Raw genomic sequence first — 23,326 nt, forward strand, 5'->3', positions numbered from 1 at the left:
TTCGTGTCGGGTTCCTCGTCTTTGTCGAGTGTTCACCGGACGCGAGCGCACCAACAGTGGCCGGGCAGCCACTATGTGAAAGAATCGGGCCATGGCTCACCGTGTCGTCGTATTCGTGCGCGATGGTGTCCTCCCGATCGAATTCGGGATCGTCCACCGACTGTTCGGTGAGGCGAGGACAGCGGAGGGTGAGCGGCTGTACGAGGTCCGGACCTGCGCGCTCGCCCCCGGAAACATCCGTACCGACACCGACGTCACGCTCTCGGTGACACACGGACCAGAACTGCTCGATACCGCCGACACCGTGGTCGTCCCGGCGTCGGAGCAGGATTACGCTCCTCCCGAGGACGGGAAACTGCCACGTCCGCTGGCCGACGTGTTCGCGCGAATCCGTCCCGGCACCCGTGTCGCGTCGATTTGCACGGGATCGTTCGTTCTCGCGGCCGCCGGCCTGCTGCACAACCGCCGCGCGACCACGCACTGGAAATCGGCCGACGCGTTCCGGCGGCTCTATCCCGACGTCGATCTCGACCCCGGGGTGCTCTATACCCACGACGGCGAGGTGCTCACCGCGGCGGGTGTGGCGTCGGGAATCGATCTGTGTCTCTACATGATTCGGTGCGACCACGGGGCGTCGACAGCGAACGAGGTGGCCAGGGGCACCGTGGTGCCGCCGCATCGGAGCGGGGGTCAAGCCCAGTTCATCACCGAACCCGTTCCGGAGACCGGCACCACCTCGACTTCGGCTGCGCGGGCCTGGGCGTTGTCCCGACTCGACCAACCAGTGTCCCTGCGCGAACTCGCTGCGCAGGAGTCGATGAGCGTGCGCACGTTCACGCGGAAATTCCGCAGGGAAACAGGCATGTCTCCGACCCGGTGGCTCGTCGAGCAGCGCATCAACCGCGCCCGGGAATTGCTGGAGAACACCGACCTGCCGGTCGACGAGGTCGCGGACGCATCAGGTTTCGGCACCGCCACCTCCCTGCGGCAGCATCTGGGCCGCACGCTCGGGGTGTCCCCAACTGCCTACCGTGCCACCTTCCGCTGACCGGACGCGTCGTGTGTGTGCTCATTCGTCCAAGCCCCTGGGGTTCGGCCACGTTACCGTCGCAGGCATGACGCCACCGAGCACGATCCCGAAGATGCGGGCGCAACCGCTCGTCTCCGTAGCCGACGTCGAACGGGCCGCCGACTGGTATTGCCACGTCCTCGGAGCGGTGAGCGGCCACGGGGGATGCGAGTACGAGCAACTTCTCGTCGACGGAGTTCTGATCCTGCAATTGCACAGGATCGACCTCGGCCACCATCACGGCGCGCTGTGTGACCCGGCGCTGCCGAGGGGTAACGGGGTGGCGATCTGGTTCGAGGCCGGTGACTTCGACGATGTGCTGACACGAATACGGGATTCGGATGCCGACGTCGTCACCGACGTTCACTTCAATCCCAATGCGGGCCACCGGGAAATCTGGTTGCGTGACCTCGACGGCTACCTTGTTGTGATCGCGGAATCCTCCACCCCGTCAGCGTAGGACGGTGATCCGGTCGCCACGTTGCTCGATGACGAGGTCGCCCGCCACAGCGGTGGTGATCGGTCCCGTACCGGGATCGCGTTCGACCGGAATGGTTCTCAGCCGTGCACCCGTCGACAGGTCGAGAACGGCGATCCCGTCGTCGACCGGGACGAGGAGGCTGCCCGCCATGACGGCCCCGGGACCCAGGGCGCCGGGAAAGCTCCACCGTGGCGCGAGATCGGTGGCGCCCAAAGTCACGACATCGGAACCCGTCCACCACGTGATGACGGAACTGCTTGCCGCAGTGACCGAATCGGGCCCGACTGCCGTGGTGAGAGGGTACTCGGAGACGGCGTTGCCGGTGCCGTCGAACAGACCGATCCGCGGACCGGTGGACTTCCCGCCGGGTAGATAGGCGGCAATGGTTTCACCGGACACGCCGAGAACCCGAGCACCCTCGACCCCTGCCTCGACGCCCGCGAGGACGCTGGACCCGTACTCTTCGGGCTCTTGATTGTCCTTCGGTGACGGGTTCATGACGGTCAGTCGGTCACCCTCCTCGCCGGGGCAACGCTCGAGCACGGCGAGCCGGCTGCTGCTGGAACCGACGTCGAGCAACGTGCATCCGCTGCGAGGCTGTTTACCGGGGTTGACGGGTGCGCCGACGCGGCCGTATTCGACGGTGCGCACCAAATCGGAGCGCCACAGCTCGAGGCGGCTGTTCCCACGCGAGGTGACATAGGTTCCATCCGCCGACAACATCACCTCGGGGTCGGCGTCACTCGAACGCTGCGCTACCCGGGCACCGGTGCCGCCCTCGAGTTCCGTCACCTGAGAGCACCCTCGCTCGTCGCGGTAGACCGCCACGACTTTGTCCCACGAGGCGGTCACACCGCACAGCTCACGATCCCGGGAGTACCGCCACAGCTCATCACCGGACGTACGGTCACGTCCGACGACGTCACCACCGTCCGCGGTCACCACGGCGCCGGCGACGACGAGAGGTGCAGTGGTGACGGGGCTCGACGCTTCCCACAGCGAATCGAGAGTCTCGGGCACGGCCAGAGCCGTGACGAGTGCAGAGGGCGGCTCGGCCGCCGTCACCGAAGTGGTGCCCCGGGCGTCGCTACGGAACCACACGACCATCAGGGCGACCGTCACGATCAGGGCGATTCCGGCCGCGACGGCGAGATCGGCGCGCGAGCGCCGCTCAGGTGCGAGCACAGTAGTGGTTTACTCCGCGTTCGTCGTGGCGCCGACCTTCGAGGTCCGGCGGCGACGACGACGGCGCGGCGTGGATGCACCGTCACCCTCGGTGTCACCGGAAGCAGCGGATTCGGGGGCCGTCGTCTCAGCTGTGACCGACTTGGGGCCGACGCTGTCGGCAGGATGCCCACCCCGTGTGCGGCGCCGGGTACGGGTGCGAGTCGGGCGAGGAGCCCGCTCGGTGATGTCGCCGTCCTCGACGGGCGCGGGCTTCTCGGCTTTCGCCACCGGAGCCGCCTTCACCGAGCCGGTCGCCTCCGCCGGGATCGACAGCTCTTCGTACAGGTGGGGTGAGCTGGAGTAGGTCTCGACGGGGTCGGGGATGTCGAGGCCCAGGGCTTTGTCGATGAGCTGCCACCGCGGAATGTCGTCCCAGTCCACCAGGGTGACCGCGATGCCGGTGCGGCCCGCCCGGCCGGTGCGGCCGATCCGGTGGACGTACGTCTTCTCGTCCTCCGGGCACTGGTAGTTGATGACGTGGGTGACGTCGTCGATGTCGATACCGCGGGCGGCGACATCGGTGGCGACGAGGACATCGATCTTGCCCGTGCGGAACGCCTTCAGCGCCTTCTCGCGAGCGACCTGATTGAGGTCGCCGTGGACGGAGCCCACCGAAAAACCGCGCTCGGCGAGGTCGTCGGCGACCTTCTGGGCGGTGCGCTTGGTGCGGGTGAAGATCATCGTCGCGCCGCGGCCGTCAGCCTGGAGCACGCGGGCCACCATCTCCGCCTTGTCGAGCGCGTGCGCCCGGTAGATGTGCTGGCTGGTCCGGTCGTGCACCGCAGAGTCGTCGGCCTGCTCGGCGCGGATGTGCGTCGGCTGGGTGAGGAACGTGCGGGCCAGCGTGATGATCGGGCCCGGCATGGTCGCCGAGAACAGCATCGTCTGACGCTTGTCCGGCACCATCCCGAGGATGCGCTCGATGTCGGGCAGGAAGCCCAGGTCGAGCATCTCGTCGGCCTCGTCGAGAACGAGGACCTCGACCTTGCCCAGGATCAGATGACCCTGGTTGGCGAGGTCGAGCAGGCGGCCCGGGGTGCCCACGACGACGTCGGCGCCCTTCTGAAGCGTCGCAATCTGCGTTTCGTAAGGGCGGCCACCGTAGATGGCGAGGACCTCGAGCTTGTTCTTCTCGCCCTTCAGGTACTTCGCCGCGTTGTCGAGGTCCTTGGTGACCTGGATGCACAGCTCGCGGGTCGGCACGATGACCAGTGCCCGGGGGGTGCCGTCGAGCTTGGCCGTTCCAGTGGTGCCACTGGAGATGCGGTGGAGCAGCGGGACACCGAAACCGAAGGTCTTTCCCATGCCCGTGCGGGCCTGACCGATCAGGTCGTCGCCTGCGAGGGCGAGCGGCAGGGTCAGTTCCTGGATGGCGAACGTGCGCTCGATGCCCTGCTCGTCGAGAGCCCGGACGATTTCGTCACGAACACCGAGTTCAGCGAAGGTGGGAGCAACGTGAGTGGAGTCGAGTTGCGCAGACAGCGTGGTCTCGGTCGCGTCGTCTTCATGGTCGACAGTGATCTTGCTCAGGGGACTAGCCTTCCTCGTAGCTGCACGCACGCACGAGGTAAGGGCCAGGCCGCTGTTCGGCCCGATTTCCCAGTCGACGCTTGTCGAGGTCCTCTTCCGAGTGATCCTGCCTCTGCCTCAGCGCGGAAATTCGCAGAATTTCGGCGAGGCGCGGCTGGGACCGTCGATCAGGTGCGCGCACATTATCGGTGGAGAACCGCTGATCACATCGTGAACGCGATCATTGCCGGACCGGCGTTCGATGGTGACGAACGTGGCGACGAGCGGTTATCCACCATCATTGTAGCCGGACAACGCCCGCTCGCCGGTTGCTCATGGGGAATGTCACTCCCCGACGCACTAGGCTGGGGCGCCATGGAGCCCAACACCCCTGCCTCGTCGAACTCGACCATTCCCGCTGATCATCCCGGTGTCAGCGAACTCTTCGCGGTCCTTGCATACGGCGAGATCTCCGCCTTCTACCGCTTGTCCGAGGACGCGCAGATGGCGCGAACCCTCGAGGGCAAGGTCGCGCTCGCCAGCATGGCAGCCGCCGAAATGGGCCATTTCGAAATGCTCGAGCACGCGTTGACCGCGCGCGGATTCGACATCTACGAAGCCATGGACCCGTTCGTGCGCGCGTTGGACAACTACCACGCCTCGACGACGCCCTCCACCTGGCTCGAGGCGCTCGTCAAGGCCTATGTCGGTGACGGAATCGCCGCCGACTTCTACCGCGAAATCGGCCATTCCCTGCCCGCCGAGGCGGCCGGAACCGTCGAAGAAGTGCTGTCGCAGACGGGCCACTCGGAGTTCGTCGTGCACGAGGTGCAGCGGGCGATCGCCGCCAGCAACCGGGACAAGGACCGCCTCATGCTGTGGGGCCGGCGTCTGCTCGGTGAAGCGATCACGCAGGCGCAATTCGTGTTGGCGCAGCGCGAGGCGCTGACCGATCTCGTGATCTCCGCGTCGGGAGACCTCAATGGTGTCGTCGCCCTGTTCGACCGCATGCAGAAGATGCACGCCGAGCGCATGGCGGTGCTCGGTCTCGTGTGACATCGCCCGTGCGGGCGGCCTGTTCGCTCAGGGCACAGCGCACCTGCGCGCCCCGGCGGGGCCGACTGCATTAGCCTGGCCAGGACAGCTGATGTTTCTCGGAGAGTTCGGAGGTTGACCGTGGAGGTCAAGATCGGTGTAATCGACAGCCCACGTGAGCTCATCGTCAGCAGCGAGCAGACCCCGGACGAGGTCGAGACATTGGTCTCGGGCGCCCTCGGTGGCGGTGACGGGATCCTGTCCCTGCAGGACGACAAGGGACGCAAGTTCCTCATCCAGGCGGCGAAGATCGCGTACGTGGAGATCGGTCCGTCGGATATCCGCAAGGTCGGGTTCGCCCCCACTGCGTGACGGTGTATGAGAAAGGGCCCGCAGCCGTAACCGGCTGCGGGCCCTTTCTCGTATACCGAGGTTCTAGCGCTGCTCAGGATGCAGCGGCACGCGGGACAGACCACCCCACGCCAGGGTGACGGTGGTGTCGACCGCTTCTTCCTTGGGAATGGGACGCGCCGCTTCGAGCCAGTAGCGCGCCGTGAACTGACTTGCGCCGACCAATCCCACGGCCAGGATGCGGGCGCGATAGGGATCGAGACCGGAGTCGTGACTGACGAGGTCGAAGACGGCGTCGACGCACGCCTCGGTGGCCTGCTCGACACGGCTCTGAACCTGAGGTTCTCCCATCAGGTCCGACTCGAACACCAACCGGAAGCCCTGCGAATCGTTGTCGACGAAGTCGAAGAACGCCTGGACCGCCGCACGGACGCGCTGCTTGTTGTCGGTGGTCGATCGCAATGCCTGACGGACACCCGAGATCAGGCTGTCGACATAGCTCTGCAGAACGGCGACATACAACTCGAGCTTGCCGGGAAAGTGCTGGTAGAGGACGGGCTTGCTCACACCGGCGCACTCCGCGATCTCGTCCATACCGGCAGCGTGGTACCCGCGCGTGACGAAGACCTCGCTGGCTGCAGCGAGTAGCTGCAGTCGCCGGGCGTCGCGGGGGAGACGCGTACTGCGCCGCGGCCCGTTACCCTTTCCGGTGGTGGCGTCGCGATCGGAGTTCGTCCGATCTGCGAGTTCAGTCATAGCGCTTTCCAATCTGCACAAGTATTCCGCGTCACATTCTGTGTAACTGTGTGAACGATACCCGCGCGTAGGAATCCGTTCATGGTGGACTCACAGGTCGATGTCCGACTGCAATATTGCCTGACCGGTAACTGCCCGGATCCCCGCTCGCGGCCATACCAGCTGGCACGGGTTGCCCCAGTGTTGCGGGTGGTCCGGGGCGGACACGCCGAAGAGGACATCGGTGGACGGCTGGGACGAGCTGATGCCGGACTGTGAGATTCTGGCGTCGTGACTGACCGAGGAGGACCGCGCGTGCGCGGCAGGGCTCCCGAGAGCTCCGATCACGGGGAGTGGCAATCGCGCAGCCTGAATCAGCGTGCCGCCGCACCCGGTGCCTCTCGGTCCACTTCCCGGGCGCAATCCCATCAACCTCTCCGTGCGCAGTGGGATCCGATCACCGGGGACGTCACCAAACCCCGGACCCCGCGGCCGGAACGGCAGGTTCGGAAACAGAGCAGGGTGGGCCGATTCGTCTCCACCTATGGGTGGCGCGCCTATGCGATACCGATCCTGTTCGTGGTCACGATCTTCGTCGTGGTCGACGCGGTGCGCGGCACTGGCGCCGGAGACTCGGCAGCGAGCACCGACAGTCCCGGATTCGGGACGCTGTCCCGGGACACGGACGGCTCGAGCGTCATCGGAGTGCCTCCCGAGGCGGATGGAAACTTCGCGGCGGATCTGCCGTCCGGAGCGTTGCCGGAAGGCGGCCCGTTCACCACTGCGGGGGCCCGCACGTGGCGGGTGGTGCCCGGCTCGGGTCCCAAGGTCGGACAGGGTACCGAGCGGGAGTTCACCTACTCCGTCGAAATCGAGGACGGTGTCGACACCTCGGGATTCGGGGGCGACGAATCATTCGGGCGCATGGTCGACCAGACCCTGTCCAACCCGAAGAGCTGGACCAAGGACCCACGGTTCGCGTTCCGGCGGGTAGACCAGGGCGACCCTGACTTCCGCGTGTCCCTGACCTCCCAGATGACCATCAGGGAGGCCTGCGGATACGACATCCAGCTCGAGGTGTCCTGCTACAACCCCGGGATCGACCGTGTCCTCCTCAACGAACCCCGCTGGGTGCGCGGAGCCATCGCCTTCCAGGGTGACATCGGTTCGTATCGGCAGTATCAGATCAACCACGAGGTCGGTCATGCCATCGGCTACCAGGATCACCAACCCTGTGAAACGGAGGGCGGTCTCGCCCCGGTGATGATGCAGCAGTCGTTCGGCACCTCCAACAACGACATCGCCGAACTCGACCCCGAAGGCATAGTGCCCAAGAATGGCCTGACGTGCCATTTCAATCCTTGGCCGTTCCCGCGTGGCTGAGTTGAGCCCATGTGTCCCGCCGGCGTGGCGGGGGGAAGAATGGGGGTTGCCGGGGTGTTGACAGTGACATCGTCGAGGAGTCGACATTGAGGACACCGTCGAGGTGTCCTCAAGGCGCCTCGACGGAGTCGGAAGCCGTTGTGCAATCGTCAGGAGTGGATCGTGTCGCTTGACCGTTCTGGAAAAACCCCGCAGCCACTGCCACCGCTCGTGGAGCCGGACGCCGAACTCTCGCGTGACGAGGTGGCTCGCTACAGCAGGCACCTGATCATCCCCGACGTCGGCATGGCGGGGCAGAAGCGGCTGAAGAATGCCAAGGTCCTCGTCATCGGCGCGGGCGGCCTGGGCTCGCCGGCGTTGCTCTATCTCGCCGCGGCAGGTGTCGGAACCCTCGGGATCGTGGAGTTCGACGAGGTCGACATGTCCAATCTGCAACGTCAGGTCATCCACGGCCGCTCGGACGTGGGCAGGCCGAAGGCGGAAAGCGCCCGCGAGTCCATCAAGGAAATCAACGAACACGTCGACGTCCGGTTGCACGAGTTCCGGCTCGAACCCGACAACGCGGTGGAGCTGTTCGGTCAGTACGACCTGATCCTCGACGGTACCGACAACTTCGCCACCCGCTACCTGGTCAACGATGCCGCGGTCCTGGCGCACAAGCCGTACGTGTGGGGTTCCATCTACCGTTTCGAGGGACAGGCGTCGGTGTTCTGGGAGGACGCACCGGATGGGCGCGGACTCAATTACCGCGACTTGTACCCGGAGGCGCCGCCACCCGGAATGGTCCCGTCGTGCGCCGAAGGGGGAGTGCTGGGGGTGCTGTGCGCCTCGATCGGGTCGATCATGGCCACCGAGGCGGTGAAGCTGATCACCGGTATCGGTGAATCGCTGCTCGGCAGGCTCATGGTCTACGACGCGCTCGACATGACGTATCGCACGATCACCCTTCGCCGTGACCCGGCACGCACGCCGATCACCGAACTGATCGACTACGACGCCTTCTGTGGCGTCGTCTCCGACGAGGGTCAGGCGGCAGCGGCAGGGTCGACCATCACTGCGACGGAGCTGCGGGACCTTCTCGATGCGGGGAAGGACATTCAGATCGTCGATGTGCGCGAACCCGTCGAATGGGACATCGTCCATCTGCCCGGCGCGGTGCTGATCCCGAAGGACCGCATCCTGTCGGGGGAGGCTCTCGCCGAGCTGCCGCAGAACAAGCCGATCGTGCTGCACTGCAAGACCGGGGTGCGTTCGGCCGAAGCGCTGGCCGCCCTCAAGAAGGCGGGCTTCTCCGACGCGACACATCTACAGGGTGGAGTCATCGCGTGGGCCAGGCAGGTGGACACCAGCCTGCCTGTCTACTGACTTCGGCGGCACCTGGTCAGCGCGCCTTCCGGGGTCGCCGGGTCACCCGGCGGTAGCGTTGACATCGTGAGCACAGGACAACCCCCTCAGCACGTGTGCTCCACGTTCGGCCTCCGGGAAGTCGAGCCCATTCCACTCGGTGCGGACTGGGACGGCGGGTGGCTCTGTGGAGACGTAGTCCTCTCAGCCGTCGCCGACCACGCCCGTGCCGCCTGGTCGGCCAAGGTCCGGGAAACCCTCGAAGTGGACGGGGTGCGGCTCGCTCGTCCGGTGCGTTCCACCGACGGCCGGTACGTGGTGTCGGGGTGGCGTGCGGACACGTTCATCGAGGGCACGCCCGAACCCCGGCACGACGAGGTGGTGTCGATGTCGGGCCGGCTGCACGCCGCGACGTCCCAGTTGGAGCGTCCCCGATTCCTGGTGCAGCCTCCCGTCGCCCCGTGGGCGGAGGTCGACGTCTTCGTGGCGGCCGATCGGGCCGCGTGGGAGAAGATTCCCCTGCGCGGCGCGAAGGGTGCCGAGCAACTCGAAACGCCGTCGCCGGACGGGCGCAAGAGCCTGGAACTGATCACCGGCCTGGCGACTCTGCGTAAACCCGTGATCAGCCCCGATCAGCTCGTGCACGGGGATCTGTTCGGCACCGTGCTGTTCTCGGGTGCCCTGGCACCCGGCATCACCGACATCACCCCGTACTGGCGGCCCGCGGCGTGGGCGGCCGCGGTGGCCGTCGTGGACGCCATCTCCTGGGGTGGGGCGGACGAGGCCCTGATCGGACGTTGGGAAGACCTTCCCGAGTGGCCGCAGATGCTGTTGCGTGCCGTTCTGTTCCGTCTTGCCGTCCATGTGCTGCATCCCCGATCCACGGCCGAAGCCTTCCCCGGACTCGCCCGTACCGCCGACGTGGTGCGACTGCTGCTCTGAGTGGACGTGCCGAAGGAGGCCCGGCTAGTCGAGAAGTTCGGCGAAGAGGTCCCGCGCGGCGAGCGATGCGCGATGCGCGTCTCCGTCGATGACGGCCCGCACGAGGCGTTCGTGCTCCTTGTGTAATCCCTCACCGGTGGCGTGCACGTGCTGATCCACGGTGTGCTCGATAGCGGGCAGCAGCGAGTCGTAGAACTCCAGGTACACCGCGTTGTGACTGGCTTCCACGATCGCGCGGTGCAGGGCGACATCGGCTGTGATCGCGGCATCCGTCGCGGATTCCTCCCACAGGCGTCGGCGTTCGCGCTGCAGATCCTCGAGGCGGGCGACGTCCTCGGGCGTGCGCCGCCGGGCGGCGAGCGTGGCGGCGGTCACGTCGAGGGCCTGGCGTAGTTCCAGGACGTCGCGCTCGTGGGCCCCGGCGAAGTACTTTCCGAGGGTTCCGCCGACATCGGAGGTGGCGACGACGAAGGTCCCCGACCCCTGCCTCCGTTCGAGCAGCCCGGTATGGACCAGCGCCTGGACGGCTTCCCGGACGGTGTTGCGTCCCGTTCCGGTCAGTTCCGACAACGCCGTCTCGGTCGGAATCTTCTCGCCGACCGCCCAGCGTCCGCTGCAGATCTCTTCCCGCAACTGCTCGGTGACCTGCGAGATGAGGCTCGCACGCCGAATCGGTTTTCCAAAGGTCATCCGGTCATCCTATGATTTCTCAGGTGAAACTTCTGCGCGGTCGCCTACTCGTCTTCTGCGCGATCGCCATGTCTGCGCTCGTCCTCAGGTTGGCGGTCACGTCGTTCAGCCCTCTCGCGTCTCAGATTCGTGAGGACATCGGCTTCTCACCCACCGTCGTCGGAGTGTTCGGGATGGTGCCGACGGCGATGTTCGCGCTGTTCGGCCTGACCACCCCGCTCGTCGCCAAGCGGTGGGGGCTGGAACGGACGGCGCTCGTCGCCATGCTGATGGCCGGGGTCGGAATGCTCACCCGGGCGCTGGTGAACGACACGTGGTCGTTGCTGGCGCTGTCGGCGCTCGCGCTCGCGGGGATGGGTATCGGCAATGTTGTCATTCCCCCGCTCGTCAAGCGCTATTTCTCCGACTCCCTGGCGGCGATGAGTTCGGTGTATATCGTCGGCGTGCAGATCGGGACCATCGTCCCGGCCTTCGTTGCGGTCCCCCTCGCGGAGGCTTTCGGCTGGCGTACTTCGATCGGTGTGTGGGCCGTGCTCGGTTTCGCGGCAGCACTTCCGTGGACCGTGGTGCTGGCGCGGGCGCGTCGCCGGGCAGCCTCCACGCCGGCGGGAGCGGCTGTCGGTGTTCCCCCGGGAACGCCACACGGCAAGGCGTGGCGATCACCCGTCGGCTGGGGGATGGCGGGAATGTTCGGGATGACGTCGATGATCACGTATTCGATGTTCACCTGGATTCCGGACGTCCTCGCCGATGCCGGTGCGAGCGAGGCGTTCGGTGGCGCGATGGTGGGTCTCTTCTCCTTCATGGGGCTCGTGTCCGCGTTCGGTGCTCCTACTCTGTGCGCACGAATGCGTAATCCCTTCCCGGTGGTGATCGGCTGCGCGCTCTGTTACCTCGTGGCCTTCTCCGGCCTGCTGTTCGCGCCGATGGCGGCCCCGGTCCTGTGGGTGGTGCTGCTCGGGCTCGGGCCCAGTACCTTCCCGATGTCGCTGACGCTCATCAATCTGCGCACCCGCACACACCTCGGCTCGGCGACGTTGTCGGGTTTCACGCAGGGTGTGGGGTACGCCGTCGCGTGTCTCGGTCCGCTACTGTTCGGCGTGTTCCACGATTCCACCGACGGCTGGGCGCTGTCGTTCGGATTCTTGACCGTCGCGGTAGTGATCCTCGTCATAGCGGGAGCTCAGGCCTGTAAGCCGCGGATGCTCGAGGACAGCTGGAACGGCGTTTCGGACGCTCGTCGACACGCTGCGGAAACGTCCACGAAACCTCACATCGACTCCGTCGGGAAGTGAGGATCAGTTGACGTTGCGGTCACCGACCGCAGCACCGCCGCAACACCCGTTTTCTACCTTTGGGTCTCCCACACAACGAGGAGGCCCGGGTGAAGCATTACATCGAGCACTGGGACGCAGAAGACGTCGACGCCTGGGAGGCGGGCAACAAGAACATTGCCAAGCGGAACCTGATCTGGTCGGTCGTCGCCGAACACGTCGGCTTCTCCGTCTGGTCGATCTGGTCGGTCATGGTTCTGTTCATGCCCACCGATATCTACGGCATCGACGCGGCGGGCAAGTTCTTTCTCGTCGCTGTTCCCACTTTGGTCGGCTCGGTGCTCCGGATTCCCTACACCGTGGCAACGGCCCGCTTCGGCGGCCGTAACTGGACCATCTTCAGTGCCCTGGTGTTGCTGATCCCGACGCTGTTCACCCTGTACCTGATGATGAACCCCGGGGCCTCGTACACGACCTTCATGCTCGTGGCCGCGCTCGCCGGAGTCGGCGGCGGAAACTTCGCTTCGTCGATGACCAACATCAACGCTTTCTACCCGCAGCGGCTCAAGGGCTGGGCCCTCGGCCTCAACGCGGGCGGCGGCAACATCGGTGTCCCGATGATCCAGCTGGTCGGTCTTCTCGTGATCGCCACCGTGGGCAACACGGAACCGTGGATCGTCTGTGCGGTCTACCTGGTGTTCATTGCGGTGGCAGCGGTCGGCGCCGCCCTGTTCATGGACAACCTCGGTAACCAGAAGTCCGATCTCCGCTCGATGGCCAAGGCGCTGAAGTTCTCCGATTCGTGGGTCATCAGCTTCCTCTACATCGGCACCTTCGGATCCTTCATCGGGTTCAGCTTCGCGTTCGGCCAGGTTCTGCAGATCAACTTCCTCGCCGGTGGTGAGACTCCCGCACAGGCTGCACTGCATGCGGCGCAGATCGCCTTCATCGGTCCGCTGCTCGGCTCCATCGCGCGACCGATGGGCGGCAAGCTCGCCGACCGGATCGGTGGCGGGAAGATCACGCTGTACACCTTCGTTGCCATGGCGCTCGCCGCCTCCGTGCTCGTGACCGCCGGCACCATCGACGACGGCACGCCCGGCGCCGCCACGGCAGGCGTGATGGTGGCCTTCGTCTTCGGCTTCATCGCCCTGATCCTGCTGGCAGGAATCGGCAACGGTTCCGTCTACAAGATGATTCCGTCGATCTTCGAGGCCAAGGCGCAGGGCCTCGACGGGCTGAGCCGGGAGGCCAAGGCGGCCTGGTCGCGTGCAATGTCAGGAGCCCTCATCGGTTTCGCGGGCGCTATCGGAGGCCTCGGCGGTGTCGGCATCAACCTGGTACTGCGCGCCTCCTACGGCGGGTCTGCCAAGTCGGCGACCATGGCGTTCTGGGTGTTCCTCGCCTTCTATATCGCCTGCATCGCCGTCACCTGGGTCGTCTTCCTGCGCCGCCCGTCCATCGCTCGCGGCATCTCCGTCACCGACGGCGACGAGAAGGTCTCCGTCTCGGCGTGACCAACGAGCAGTTACCGCAAGAACTCGAGTATTTCAGCTAGAAGGAGCGACGGCATGAGCCGCAAGTCAGCAGTAGTTATCGGGCACGGAATGGTCGGGCACCGCTTCGTCGAGGCGCTCCGCGCACGCGACGAGTCGGACGACTGGTCGGTGACGGTGCTCTGCGAGGAGCCCCTCCCCGCGTACGACCGTGTGGGCCTCTCCTCCTATGTGGGTGCGTGGGACCCCAAGGAGCTTGCGCTCGCGGGCAACGACTACCAGGGTGATGCCCTGGTGGACCTCCGGATCGGCCGCAGGGCCGCGTCCATCGATCGTGAGTCGCGCAAGGTCACGACCGATTCGGGGGAGGTCGTCGCCTACGACGCTCTGGTCATGGCGACGGGGTCGTACCCGTTCGTTCCGCCGATCCCAGGCCACGATCGGCCGGAGTGTTTCGTCTACCGCACGCTCGACGACCTCGACGGTATCCGGGCCCGGGCGGAGGCGGCCGGTCCCGGCGCTGTCGGCGTCGTGGTCGGCGGCGGTCTGCTCGGTCTCGAGGCAGCGAATGCACTCAAGCTGCTGGGCATGACCCCGCACGTGGTCGAGTTCGCACCCCGGCTGATGCCGCTCCAGGTCGACGAGGGCGGTGGAGCGCTGCTGGCCAAACTCGTCACCGACCTCGGCGTCACCGTCCACGCGGGTGTCGGTACCGCGGGAATCACCGAAGGCCCCGACGGCATCACTGTCGAACTGTCGGACGGTTCGACCATCGAGGCAGGGCTTCTGGTCTTCTCCGCCGGCGTGCGGCCCCAGGATCAGCTGGCCCGCGACGCGGGGCTCGACGTCGGCGAGCGCGGCGGAATTGTCACCGACCTCGGGTGCCGTACGTCCGACGAGAACATTTATGCGGTCGGGGAGTGCGCCGCGGTGGAGGGCCGCTGCTACGGGCTCGTCGCTCCCGGTTACACCACCGCGGAGATCGTCGCGGACCGCCTCCTCGGAGGAGACGCCGAGTTCCCGGGCGCCGATCTGTCGACCAAATTGAAGTTGATGGGTGTGGACGTCGCCAGCTTCGGTGACGCCCTTGCGCAGACCCCCGGCGCGCTCGAGGTCGTCCTCAACGACGCCGCGAAGGGCACGTACGCCAAGCTCGTCGTGTCGGACGACGCCAAAACCCTGCTGGGTGGCATTCTCGTCGGCGATGCGTCCGCGTATGCGTCGCTGCGTCCGCTGGTGGGCCGCGAACTGCCGGGTGATCCGGCGTCCCTCATCTCCCCGGCTGGCGAGAAGCCAGGTGCCGGGTCGCTTCCCGACGACGCCGAGGTGTGCTCCTGCAACGGTGTCACGAAGGGCGCGATCTGTGGGGCCATCGCGGAGGGCGCCTGCGACATCGCGCAGGTGAAGAGCTGCACCAACGCCGGAACCACCTGTGGCGGCTGCCTTCCCACCATCAAGCAGTTGCTGGCTTCGTCGGGCGTGGTGATGTCGAAGGCGCTGTGCGAGCACTTCGAGCAGTCGCGTGCCGAACTCTTCGAGATCGTGCAGGCCACCGACACCCGCACCTTCTCCGCGCTGATTTCCAAGTACGGCAAGGGTTCCGGATGTGACATCTGCAAGCCGGTGGTCGCCTCGATCCTCGCGTCCACCGATTCCGATCACATCCTGCACCGCAACCAGGCCGGCCTGCAGGACACCAACGACCACTTCCTGGCGAACATTCAGAAGAACGGCACCTACTCGGTGGTGCCGCGGATGCCCGGCGGCGAGTGCACGCCGGAGCAGCTCATCGTCATCGGCGAGGTGGCCCGCGACTTCGGTCTGTACACCAAGGTCACCGGTGGTCAGCGCATTGACCTCTTCGGTGCCCGCGTCGAGCAGTTGCCTGCCATCTGGAAACGCCTCGTCGACGCCGGCATGGAGTCGGGTCAGGCGTACGGCAAGTCGCTGCGCACCGTGAAGAGCTGTGTCGGGTCCACCTGGTGCCGCTACGGAGTCCAGGACTCCGTGGGCATGGCGGTCGACCTGGAGAACCGCTACCGCGGATTGCGGTCGCCGCACAAGCTCAAGTTCGGTGTCTCGGGTTGTGCCCGCGAATGCGCCGAGGCGCGCGGCAAGGACGTCGGCGTCATCGCCACCGAGAACGGCTGGAACCTGTACGTCGGCGGTAACGGCGGTCAGTCGCCGAAGCACGCGCAGCTGCTCGCAGGTGGACTCGACGACGAGACGCTGGTCCGCTACATCGACCGCTACCTCATGTTCTACATCCGCACCGCGGACCGCCTCCAGCGCACGGCGCCGTGGGTGGATTCCCTGGAGGGCGGGCTCGAGCACCTCAAGGCAGTGGTGTGCGAGGACAGCCTGGGCATCGCGGCCGAGCTCGAAGCAGCGATGGACAAGCACGTCGAGGGATATCGGGACGAATGGGCGGGTGTGCTCGAGGATCCGGAGAAGCTGTCCCGATTCGTGTCGTTCGTCAACGCGCCGGAGGAGGCCGATCCGACCGTCGCCTTCGACGAGACCGGTGTCCGGAAGGTTCCCGTGCTGATGGGAATGCCGAAATTCGCAGCTTCTACCTCGGAGTAATCCCGTCTTAACGCCCAGGAAACACCAGACCCGAAGTATGTACCCCACACGGAAATGCACCAGCCCCAAAGGAGGACTGTGATGACCGTCGTCGACGTGAGCGTGCACAGTGCCAGTGGAAACAGGCGTGAGAGCGTCCAGTCAGGCCGGCTCGAATGGACGTCCGCATGCCCACTCAGCCGATTGATCCCCGGACTCGGCGTGGCAGTCCTGCTGCGCGGCGGTGAGCAGGTGGCGCTGTTTCTTCTCGAGGACGGATCCCTGCGCGCAGTCGGGAACATCGATCCGTACGGGCGCGCAGCGGTGATGTCCCGCGGCCTCGTCGGTGACCGGGCAGGTGAGCCCACCGTGGCGTCGCCGCTGCTCAAGCAGGTGTTCTCGCTGATCGACGGTCGTTGCCTCGACGACGAATCAGTTCGCCTGCCCGTGTACGACGTGCGCGTCTGGGCCGGTGTCGTCCAGATTCACAGCTCACATGGGAATGTCGCGGAAGCACCGGCTGACGACGTGTCCGTGGCGGGGGCTTCGAGTTCGTGAACGAGGGGACACCCCTGTGTGGGTTCACGGTCGGGATCACTGCGTCACGACGTGCCGAAGAGTTCGCGACACTTCTGACGAGGCGCGGCGCCACCGTGGTTCACGCTCCGGCGATCCGGATCATTCCGCTGGCCGATGACACCGAGCTCGAGCGCGTCACGCGCCAGATCATCGACAGTCCGCCCGCCATCGTGGTCGCCACGACGGGAATCGGTTTCCGCGGCTGGATGGAGGCCGCGGAAGGCTGGGGCGAAGCGGAAGAGCTCGGCCGGGCACTGGCAGAGAGCCGACTGCTGGCCCGGGGTCCCAAGGCCAAGGGTGCTATCCGCGCCGCCGACCTGAGGGAGGAGTGGTCCCCGGCGTCGGAGTCGTCGGCGGAAGTACTCGACCACCTCCTCGGTGAGGGCGTCGAAGGCAAACGGATCGCCGTGCAGCTACATGGCGCCACCACCGAATGGGAACCGATCGCCGACTTCTGCGAGGTGCTTCGGTGCGCCGGCGCCGACGTGATCGCCGTGCCGGTCTATCGGTGGACACCGCTCGAAGATCAGGCCCCGATGGACCGGATGATCGATCTCATCGCCAGCGGCGGACTCGACGCGGTGAGCTTCACCAGCGCACCGGCAGTCGCGTCGCTCCTGACGCGAGCCAAGGAAACCGGACTGATCGAGATGGTGCTGCACTCGCTCCGCCATCGCGTGCTCGCCGTGTGTGTGGGACCCGTGACGGCCGGACCGTTGCGTGAGTTGGAGGTCCCGACGACGATGCCGGAACGTTCGCGACTCGGCGCCCTGGCCCGGCACATCGCCGACGAGCTGCCCCGGCGCGCCAACAAGATCCAGACTGCGGGCCATGAACTCAGCATCCGGGGAGGTTGTGTGGTGGTCGACGGTGAGGTCCGGCAGTTGCCGCCCGCAGCGATGTCGTTGATGCGGACACTGGGCGCACGTCCGGGGCGCGTCGTTCCCCGCGAGGAGTTGCTCGCCGCGTTGCCCGGGGGCGGCGGTGACACCCATGCGGTGGAGACGGCTGTGGCTCGGCTCCGCGCGTCCCTGGGAGCACCGAAAGCGGTGCAGACGGTGGTCAAGCGCGGTTATCGCCTGGCGCTCGACCCAGTCGACTGCGTCGATTCTCGTGAGGAGGGCGTTCGATGAACGAGACAGCGCTGGTACTGGTGGCACACGGCACGCGGAGTTCGCGCGGCGTGGAGATGATCGCCACGCTCGCGGATGCCGTCGCCGAGCAGGTCGGTCCGACGCGCGTCGCCTTCGTGGACGTTCTCGGACCGTCGCCGTCCGAGGTACTGCGGGACATCACCGGCCCCGCGGTCGTGGTTCCGGCGTTTCTGGCGTCCGGGTATCACGTCCACACCGACGTTCCCCGGGAAGTCGCGGACAGCGGGCACCCGTCGGTCGCCGTTACGCGGGCACTCGGTCCTGACCCCGTACTCGCCGAGGTGCTCCTGCGGCGTCTCGTCGATGCCGGGTGGCAGCCGGGGGATGCCGTCGTCCTCGCTGCGGCGGGATCGTCCGACCCACGCGCACTCCGTGACGTGCGCCGCGCCGCGGCGATGTTGGCGGAACTCGCGGCGACGCGGGTCCGCATAGGATTCGTGGCGACCGCCGAGCCCCGCGTACCGGCTGTCGTCGCGTCGCTTCGCGCGCAGGGTGAGAAGCGGGTGTTCATCGCCTCCTACCTCCTCGCGCACGGACTCTTCCACGCCCGACTCGGTGACGCAGGCGCGGATGGTGTCGCGGAGCCGTTGGGAGTCGATCCGGCCATCGTCGGGTTGGTGTCCGAGCGCTACCGCAGTGGCATACCTGCCGCTCAGCACACCCTGTCGTTCCAGCGCTGGCCCGTCAGCGCGGCAGCGGCACCAGCTCTGCCAGATCCCCGTCGGCTGCGCCCGCCGGGACCAACGCCAACGCTTCGCGGTCGATGATGCCCGCGAGATGCGCGGTCCGGATTCCGGGGTCGACCCGCCACATGCCGTCGGGTTGCGGGACGGCGGGCAGGATCCGGGTGGCGTTGCCACTGACCTCGGATGCATTCGCGATACGCGCCAGCTGACGTGGCGCCGGGGTGCGACCCGTGAGTGCGGCCACGATGGACGGAACAGTGATGAGCAACGTCACCACCGCCGCGTACGGATTTCCGGGCAGCCCGAGCACCACCCGTCCGTCCGGCAACAGGGCGGTCACCTGCGAACCACCGGGGCGGCACTGCACCCTCCCCACCACGATCCGGGCCTCCGCCCGGTCGAGTGCCGCACGCAACTGGTCCGCCGCGCCGCCACCGGTCGCCCCCACGATCACGATCAGATCGGGCTGGCGGACCTCCCGGAACAATTCGTCGAAGCTGTCGGACGTGTCCCGCAGGTGCGTGTCCGCGACCGTCCGGATGCCACACCACGAGAGGAACTGGGGAAGAACGGGTCCCAGAGCGTCCCGCGTCTGCCCTCGTCGCAGCGGACCTTCCCGCCGGATCTCGTCTCCGGTCACCGCCACGTGCGCGCGGACGGGGCCGCGTACCCCCGCAGTGGTCACCTCCGCGCTCGCGGCTGCGGAGACGAGTGCCGGCGTGACGGCCGTGCCCTCCACCGCGAGCCGGTAGCCCTCGTGCCAGTCCTCGCCGCGCCGCCGCGCGTCGTCGCGCACGGGGGCGTCCTGACTGCGGGACAGTTTCGGTCCGTCGGAAGTGTTTGTCACCACGGCGAATTCGTCGCGCACGACGGCGGTGGCGCCGCTGGGGAGGTGCGCGCCCGTCGCAATCCGGGCCGCCTCGCCGTCCGCCAGTTCGAGTTCCTCGGAGCTTCCTGCGTACCGGATGTCGTCGCGCAGCACCCACGGACCGTCGCCCGCAACGGCGTATCCGTCCATGGCGGAGACGGCGATGCGCGGCAGAGCTTCGGCGGCAAGGAGCGGCTCGGCGAGTGTGGCGCCGAGCGACGTGCCGAGCGCCGCGGATCGCGGCGGAAGTGGGGGAACCGCCTCGAGGATCGCGCGCCTGGCCTCGGCGATCGAGACCGGCGACGCAGCGGCCCGGCCGCGGGCCCGCTCGACGTCCTCTGGTGTGTCGCAGTCGGTGACGCCGCGGAAGAGGACCGTGTCGAACGTTTCGGGAACGAGCGCCTTCATGGGCTGATTGACCGCCGACCCGAGCGAGCGCACACGGTCGGTCAACGCGCCGACGCGCCACGCGGACAACAGGAACTGCAAGCGGCCCGACTCGTCGACCGCGAACACGGTGTCGGCGTCCTGCACGGCGGCGGCGAGAGCCTCCACCATCGTGGGTTCTGCGAACGGCAGGTCCGACGCGAGCAGAATCACCCGGTCTCCCGGTTCGGCGTCGAGCACCGCCAGTCCGGCGGCCACCCCCGCCACCGGCCCGGCGCCCGGCGGCGTCTCCTGCGTTTGGAGCACCGTCGAATCGAGGTCGGAGCGCCGCGGTCCCACGACGACGATGCGCGCACAGTCGTCGACGGCGTCGAGAGCGGTGTCGAGCATCCGGCGTCCGCCGACCACCACGGCAGGCTTGTCGACGCCGCCCATACGAGTGGCTCGTCCACCGGCGAGGACGATCGCGTGAACGGGTGCGGCAGGGTTCATTCCTTCATGCTGCCGCACACCCTCAGTCGCTGTGCAGGTGGCTGCGCGGAGGTCCGGCGAGCCCGGACCGCCCACCGTTCGTGGTGCTGACGCAGAGCCAGGCCACCGACGCCAGGCTGAGGGCCAAGAGGATTCCAATAACCAGCATGTATCGATTGTCGATGCAAAGTGGACCGCGATTTCCAGTCCTCTGTGGGAAAGTGGCCTGTATGAGTGGTGAACCGGTCCGAACCGTCTCGGCAGCCGAGTTGGCGGTGCTGCTCGGCGCGGCGCCCACCGGTGGGCAACCGCTGTATCGCGGACTCGCCGACGCCCTCCGCGAGAGGGTCGCCGACGGATCGATGGCCGTGGGAGTTCGGCTGCCCGCCGAACGGGCCCTCGCGGAGGAACTCCGGCTCAGCCGGGTGACCGTCAGTGCCGCGTATCGCGAACTGCGCGAGGCCGGTTGGGCATCGGCGCGACACGGATCAGGGACGTACGTGGCGATGCCCTCCGGTCCGCCGGCGTGGGGAAGCATGGTGGGTGCGCCCGTCGACGGTGTCATCGACCTCGTCAACGCCGCGCCGGCCGCGGCCCCTGAGCTCAGGGAGGCCTATCTGGACGCCGTCGACGAGCTGCCCCGTTTCATGCCTCAGCACGGTTACCACCCCGGTGGACTGACGACGCTGCGTGCGGCGATAGCAGGCCACTACACCCGCAGGGGTCGCCCGACCACCCCGGACCAGATCCTCGTCACCGGCGGCGCGGGTGATGCGACCGAAGTGGTGTTCGAGGCTTTGGTCGAGACGGGCGACCGGGTCCTGGTCGAACATCCGACCTATCCCGGCGCGGTCGAGTCCGTGCAGGCGGCGGGGGGCCGCCCTGTCCCTGTGCCGATCGATGCGAGGGATCCCGACGCCTTCGTCGCCGAGGCGGATCGCGCTGCCCGGCAGAGCGCTCCCACCGTGGCGTACCTGATGCCGGACTTCTCCAATCCGTCGGGAGCCAGGGCGACTCCCGACGGCAGGCGGCGGCTGGCCGCGACCATGGCCCACCACGGCGTGGTGACCGTCGTGGACGAGGTGGCGGCGGAACTCGTGCTGGACGGTTCGGGCGACCTCGAGCCGTTCGGTGTCCCGGTCCCGGAATCGGCGACCGTGGCGATCGGCAGCCTCAGCAAGACCGTGTGGGGAGGTATCCGCATCGGCTGGGTGCGCGCCGAGGCCGCCCGCACCGCGCAGATGGCGAAGATCATGGCGCGGAGACAGTTGTCGGTCTCCGTTCTCGACCAACTCGCCGCTGTGCGGCTGTTCGCGCAGCACGAAGGACTGGTGGTACGCCGTCGTCGCGAGTTGCGGGGGCAGCGTGACGCCCTCGCAGCGGCCGTCACCGAGCGGTTGCCGGCTTGGAGCTTCCAGCTGCCCTCGGGCGGGCTGTCGTTGTGGTGCCGCCTCCCGGCGGGGATCGGTTCGAGCGAACTCGTAGCAGCCGCACGCGCCAGGAATCTTCTGCTCGCGCCCGGACCCCGCTTCGGTACGGGTCATCTGTTCGACGACCACCAGCGACTCCCTTTCACCAGACCGGTCACCGAGTTGACCGCCGCCGTCGACGTGCTGGCCACCCTGGTGATGTCGGGCGAACCGCCGCTGTCCGCGGCGACAACCGTCGTAATCTGACTGCCCGGTCATGGCCGGAAAAAGATACCTGTGAACCGGAGTATCGGTCAGAGACCTGTTCGGTACCCGGAAAACCGGCGGGTCCTCCGCAACTGTCTGGCATAGTGATGGCCGCCGACCTGCTCGCCGGATTGTGGGGTTTCTCATGTGCTCGTTGATTCGTCGATCTCTGGGCGCCGCCGCCGCGGTCCTCGTTGCCGGCCTGGCCGTCACCCTCGCAAGTGCTGGCACCGGTGCAGCGCAGCCGCTGTTGCCGCCGCCCCCGGCGGCGGACGTAGCGTTTCCCATCCCGGACCCGGATCCGTTCTACCAGCCGACGCCGGACATCGCGGCGCGAGCGCCAGGCGACGTCCTGAAGGTGCGCCAGCTACCGCCGTCGTACTACTTCCCCGGCAGCGCGATGTGGGAGGTGCTTTTCCGGTCCACCGACTCGCAAGGGAACCCCATCGCGGCCAACACCACTTATGTACTCCCAGCGAATCACGCCCCCGACGGGCCCCTGGTGTCGTACCAGCACATCATCAATTCGCTCGGGCACAAGTGCAAGATCGTCACCGAGCTGTACACCAGCGACCCGCTCCATCAGATTCGTGAGGCTGCCGGCCTCAACATCGCGTTGGCACGGGGGTGGGCGGTGTCGCTGCCCGATCACCTGGGACCGCGGATGGCCTACGGCGCGGCGAAGCTGGGTGGCCAGATCACCCTCGACGGGATCCGGGCCGTGAAGCGGGTGCCGGAACTCCAGGTCACGAACAGCCCGGTCGGGTTGGGCGGATATTCCGGTGGGGGAATGGCCACCGCCTGGGCGGCTGCGCTGGCCCCCACATACGCGCCGGAACTCGACATCGTCGGTGCGGCCATCGGTGGTGCACCGATGAATCTGGGGAAGATGGCCCAAGGTCTGGGTACCAATCCCCACCCTGCCTTCGGCCTTGCGATGGCCGCGGCGCTCGGGCTGGAACGTGAGTATCCCGACCGCATCGACGTCAGCGGCCAACTCAACGCTCAGGGCCGCTGGCTCAAGCAGATGATCGGCAACGGGTGCACCAACGAAATCATGCTGTTCGGCGTTGGCCGAAGCGCGGCGGAAATGACCGACAACAAGAACTTCATGGACAACCCCGAAGCCTGGAAGGTGATGGACGAGAACAGCGTCGAGCTGTATCCCGGCGTGCCGAAGGCGCCGATCTTCGAATGGCACAGCCCCACCGACGCCCTGATACCGGTGGACTCCATCGACAACACGCTCCGGCGCTACTGCGAAGCCGGAACACCCGTGCAGACGCTGCTCACTCCGACACCCGACCATCTGTCCGCGGCCGCTCTCGGGGTATTCCAGGGGCTGGACTGGATGGACGCTCGCTTCCGCGGGGATCCCCCTCCCAGCACCTGCTGAGCAGTCCG

22 protein-coding genes are annotated in these 23,326 nt (G+C 67.1%); 16 read left to right on the top strand and 6 right to left on the bottom strand.

Annotation, left to right across the window (positions count from 1 at the left end; all coding sequences use genetic code 11):
- The first annotated feature begins 91 nt into the window (after nt 1–91).
- The gene (locus GFS60_RS26855) at nt 92–1,048 is read left to right on the top strand and encodes a GlxA family transcriptional regulator (RefSeq protein WP_159925915.1); all 957 of its coding nucleotides are present in this window, start codon (nt 92–94) and stop codon (nt 1,046–1,048) included.
- Between the two features lie 94 nt (nt 1,049–1,142).
- Nucleotides 1,143–1,529, top strand: a complete 387-nt coding sequence (locus GFS60_RS26860; protein ID WP_159927574.1) for a VOC family protein — start codon at nt 1,143–1,145, stop codon at nt 1,527–1,529.
- Here the strand turns inward: GFS60_RS26860 and GFS60_RS26865 are convergent.
- Both GFS60_RS26865 and GFS60_RS26870 read right to left on the bottom strand, forming a co-directional pair.
- Nucleotides 1,521–2,735 (bottom strand): Rv3212 family protein, encoded by a 1,215-nt coding sequence (locus GFS60_RS26865; RefSeq protein ID WP_159925917.1) that lies wholly within the window; start codon nt 2,733–2,735, stop codon nt 1,521–1,523. The two genes, GFS60_RS26860 and GFS60_RS26865, sit on opposite strands and share 9 nt — an antisense overlap.
- A 9-nt stretch (nt 2,736–2,744) precedes the next feature.
- The gene (locus tag GFS60_RS26870) at nt 2,745–4,337 is read right to left on the bottom strand and encodes a DEAD/DEAH box helicase (RefSeq protein WP_159925919.1); all 1,593 of its coding nucleotides are present in this window, start codon (nt 4,335–4,337) and stop codon (nt 2,745–2,747) included.
- Nucleotides 4,338–4,661: 324 nt separating this feature from the next.
- Here GFS60_RS26870 and GFS60_RS26875 point away from each other — a divergent pair, with 324 nt between their 5' ends.
- Entirely contained in the window at nt 4,662–5,342 is a 681-nt protein-coding gene (locus GFS60_RS26875; RefSeq protein ID WP_159925921.1) for a ferritin-like fold-containing protein, read from the top strand.
- 120 nt (nt 5,343–5,462) lie between these two features.
- On the top strand, nt 5,463–5,693 hold the full coding sequence (locus GFS60_RS26880; RefSeq protein ID WP_109331225.1) for a DUF3107 domain-containing protein: 231 nt from the start codon (nt 5,463–5,465) through the stop codon (nt 5,691–5,693).
- A 63-nt stretch (nt 5,694–5,756) separates the two neighbouring features.
- Here the strand turns inward: GFS60_RS26880 and GFS60_RS26885 are convergent, their stop codons facing one another.
- Complete coding sequence (locus tag GFS60_RS26885; protein ID WP_109331224.1) at nt 5,757–6,428, bottom strand: TetR/AcrR family transcriptional regulator; 672 nt, start codon at nt 6,426–6,428, stop codon at nt 5,757–5,759.
- Nucleotides 6,429–6,509: 81 nt separating this feature from the next.
- On the opposite strand from GFS60_RS26885, the gene GFS60_RS26890 reads away from it, so the two are divergent.
- The 4 genes from GFS60_RS26890 (at nt 6,510) to GFS60_RS26905 (ending at nt 10,076) form a co-directional block, all read left to right on the top strand.
- The gene (locus GFS60_RS26890; protein WP_159925923.1) at nt 6,510–6,686 is read left to right on the top strand and encodes a hypothetical protein; all 177 of its coding nucleotides are present in this window, start codon (nt 6,510–6,512) and stop codon (nt 6,684–6,686) included.
- Between the two features lie 90 nt (nt 6,687–6,776).
- Nucleotides 6,777–7,790 carry a DUF3152 domain-containing protein gene (locus tag GFS60_RS26895; RefSeq protein ID WP_284707320.1) on the top strand — a complete coding sequence of 338 codons (1,014 nt, stop codon included), beginning with the start codon at nt 6,777–6,779 and terminating at the stop codon, nt 7,788–7,790.
- A 162-nt stretch (nt 7,791–7,952) separates the two neighbouring features.
- On the top strand, nt 7,953–9,155 hold the full coding sequence (gene moeZ / locus GFS60_RS26900) for an adenylyltransferase/sulfurtransferase MoeZ (RefSeq protein ID WP_159925927.1): 1,203 nt from the start codon (nt 7,953–7,955) through the stop codon (nt 9,153–9,155).
- Nucleotides 9,156–9,221: 66 nt separating this feature from the next.
- A complete protein-coding gene (locus GFS60_RS26905) occupies nt 9,222–10,076 on the top strand; it encodes a TIGR02569 family protein (RefSeq protein WP_109331219.1) in 855 nt (284 codons plus the stop codon).
- A gap of 24 nt (nt 10,077–10,100) precedes the next feature.
- On the opposite strand, the gene GFS60_RS26910 is transcribed toward GFS60_RS26905, so the two are convergent.
- The gene (locus GFS60_RS26910; protein ID WP_159925929.1) at nt 10,101–10,766 is read right to left on the bottom strand and encodes a FadR/GntR family transcriptional regulator; all 666 of its coding nucleotides are present in this window, start codon (nt 10,764–10,766) and stop codon (nt 10,101–10,103) included.
- Between the two features lie 11 nt (nt 10,767–10,777).
- Between GFS60_RS26910 and GFS60_RS26915 the strand changes: the two genes are divergently transcribed.
- From GFS60_RS26915 to GFS60_RS26940, 6 genes are all read left to right on the top strand, one after another.
- Nucleotides 10,778–12,061, top strand: a complete 1,284-nt coding sequence (locus GFS60_RS26915; protein WP_159925931.1) for an MFS transporter — start codon at nt 10,778–10,780, stop codon at nt 12,059–12,061.
- A gap of 89 nt (nt 12,062–12,150) precedes the next feature.
- A complete protein-coding gene (locus GFS60_RS26920) occupies nt 12,151–13,557 on the top strand; it encodes a nitrate/nitrite transporter (protein ID WP_236603298.1) in 1,407 nt (468 codons plus the stop codon).
- A 54-nt stretch (nt 13,558–13,611) separates the two neighbouring features.
- Nucleotides 13,612–16,122 carry a nitrite reductase large subunit NirB gene (gene nirB, locus GFS60_RS26925; protein WP_159925935.1) on the top strand — a complete coding sequence of 837 codons (2,511 nt, stop codon included), beginning with the start codon at nt 13,612–13,614 and terminating at the stop codon, nt 16,120–16,122.
- A gap of 81 nt (nt 16,123–16,203) precedes the next feature.
- Nucleotides 16,204–16,659, top strand: a complete 456-nt coding sequence (gene nirD / locus GFS60_RS26930) for a nitrite reductase small subunit NirD (RefSeq protein ID WP_109331215.1) — start codon at nt 16,204–16,206, stop codon at nt 16,657–16,659.
- Nucleotides 16,656–17,813, top strand: a complete 1,158-nt coding sequence (locus GFS60_RS26935) for a uroporphyrinogen-III synthase (RefSeq protein WP_159925937.1) — start codon at nt 16,656–16,658, stop codon at nt 17,811–17,813. Before nirD ends, GFS60_RS26935 begins: the two co-directional genes overlap by 4 nt.
- Nucleotides 17,810–18,601, top strand: coding sequence for a sirohydrochlorin chelatase (locus tag GFS60_RS26940; RefSeq protein WP_236603299.1), 792 nt, complete (start codon nt 17,810–17,812; stop codon nt 18,599–18,601). Before GFS60_RS26935 ends, GFS60_RS26940 begins: the two co-directional genes overlap by 4 nt.
- On the opposite strand, the gene GFS60_RS26945 is transcribed toward GFS60_RS26940, so the two are convergent.
- Nucleotides 18,519–20,267, bottom strand: a complete 1,749-nt coding sequence (locus GFS60_RS26945; protein WP_159925939.1) for an NTP transferase domain-containing protein — start codon at nt 20,265–20,267, stop codon at nt 18,519–18,521. The genes GFS60_RS26940 and GFS60_RS26945 overlap by 83 nt on opposite strands.
- A 22-nt stretch (nt 20,268–20,289) precedes the next feature.
- On the bottom strand, nt 20,290–20,415 hold the full coding sequence (locus GFS60_RS39960; RefSeq protein WP_268962526.1) for a hypothetical protein: 126 nt from the start codon (nt 20,413–20,415) through the stop codon (nt 20,290–20,292).
- A 61-nt stretch (nt 20,416–20,476) separates the two neighbouring features.
- On the opposite strand from GFS60_RS39960, the gene yczR reads away from it, so the two are divergent.
- Complete coding sequence (yczR, locus tag GFS60_RS26950; protein ID WP_159925941.1) at nt 20,477–21,922, top strand: MocR-like transcription factor YczR; 1,446 nt, start codon at nt 20,477–20,479, stop codon at nt 21,920–21,922.
- Nucleotides 21,923–22,067: 145 nt separating this feature from the next.
- On the top strand, nt 22,068–23,318 hold the full coding sequence (locus GFS60_RS26955) for a lipase family protein (protein ID WP_159925943.1): 1,251 nt from the start codon (nt 22,068–22,070) through the stop codon (nt 23,316–23,318).
- Nucleotides 23,319–23,326 lie beyond the last annotated feature (8 nt).

The sequence above is a fragment of the Rhodococcus sp. WAY2 genome, assembly GCF_009859915.1.
In the GTDB taxonomy this organism is placed as follows: domain Bacteria; phylum Actinomycetota; class Actinomycetes; order Mycobacteriales; family Mycobacteriaceae; genus Rhodococcus_F; species Rhodococcus_F oxybenzonivorans.

Bases quoted from the DNA above. Each gene is read 5' to 3' on its own strand.
- GFS60_RS26855 (WP_159925915.1), top strand. From the start codon at position 92: ATGGCTCACCGTGTCGTCGTATTCGTGCGCGATGGTGTCCTCCCGATC.
- GFS60_RS26860 (WP_159927574.1), top strand. From the start codon at position 1,143: ATGCGGGCGCAACCGCTCGTCTCCGTAGCCGACGTCGAACGGGCCGCC.
- GFS60_RS26875 (WP_159925921.1), top strand. From the start codon at position 4,662: ATGGAGCCCAACACCCCTGCCTCGTCGAACTCGACCATTCCCGCTGAT.
- GFS60_RS26885 (WP_109331224.1), bottom strand. From the start codon at position 6,428: ATGACTGAACTCGCAGATCGGACGAACTCCGATCGCGACGCCACCACC.
- GFS60_RS26890 (WP_159925923.1), top strand. From the start codon at position 6,510: ATGGTGGACTCACAGGTCGATGTCCGACTGCAATATTGCCTGACCGGT.
- GFS60_RS26910 (WP_159925929.1), bottom strand. From the start codon at position 10,766: ATGACCTTTGGAAAACCGATTCGGCGTGCGAGCCTCATCTCGCAGGTC.
- GFS60_RS26915 (WP_159925931.1), top strand. From the start codon at position 10,778: ATGATTTCTCAGGTGAAACTTCTGCGCGGTCGCCTACTCGTCTTCTGC.
- nirB (WP_159925935.1), top strand. From the start codon at position 13,612: ATGAGCCGCAAGTCAGCAGTAGTTATCGGGCACGGAATGGTCGGGCAC.
- nirD (WP_109331215.1), top strand. From the start codon at position 16,204: ATGACCGTCGTCGACGTGAGCGTGCACAGTGCCAGTGGAAACAGGCGT.
- GFS60_RS26940 (WP_236603299.1), top strand. From the start codon at position 17,810: ATGAACGAGACAGCGCTGGTACTGGTGGCACACGGCACGCGGAGTTCG.
- GFS60_RS26945 (WP_159925939.1), bottom strand. From the start codon at position 20,267: ATGAACCCTGCCGCACCCGTTCACGCGATCGTCCTCGCCGGTGGACGA.
- GFS60_RS39960 (WP_268962526.1), bottom strand. From the start codon at position 20,415: ATGCTGGTTATTGGAATCCTCTTGGCCCTCAGCCTGGCGTCGGTGGCC.
- yczR (WP_159925941.1), top strand. From the start codon at position 20,477: ATGAGTGGTGAACCGGTCCGAACCGTCTCGGCAGCCGAGTTGGCGGTG.
- GFS60_RS26955 (WP_159925943.1), top strand. From the start codon at position 22,068: ATGTGCTCGTTGATTCGTCGATCTCTGGGCGCCGCCGCCGCGGTCCTC.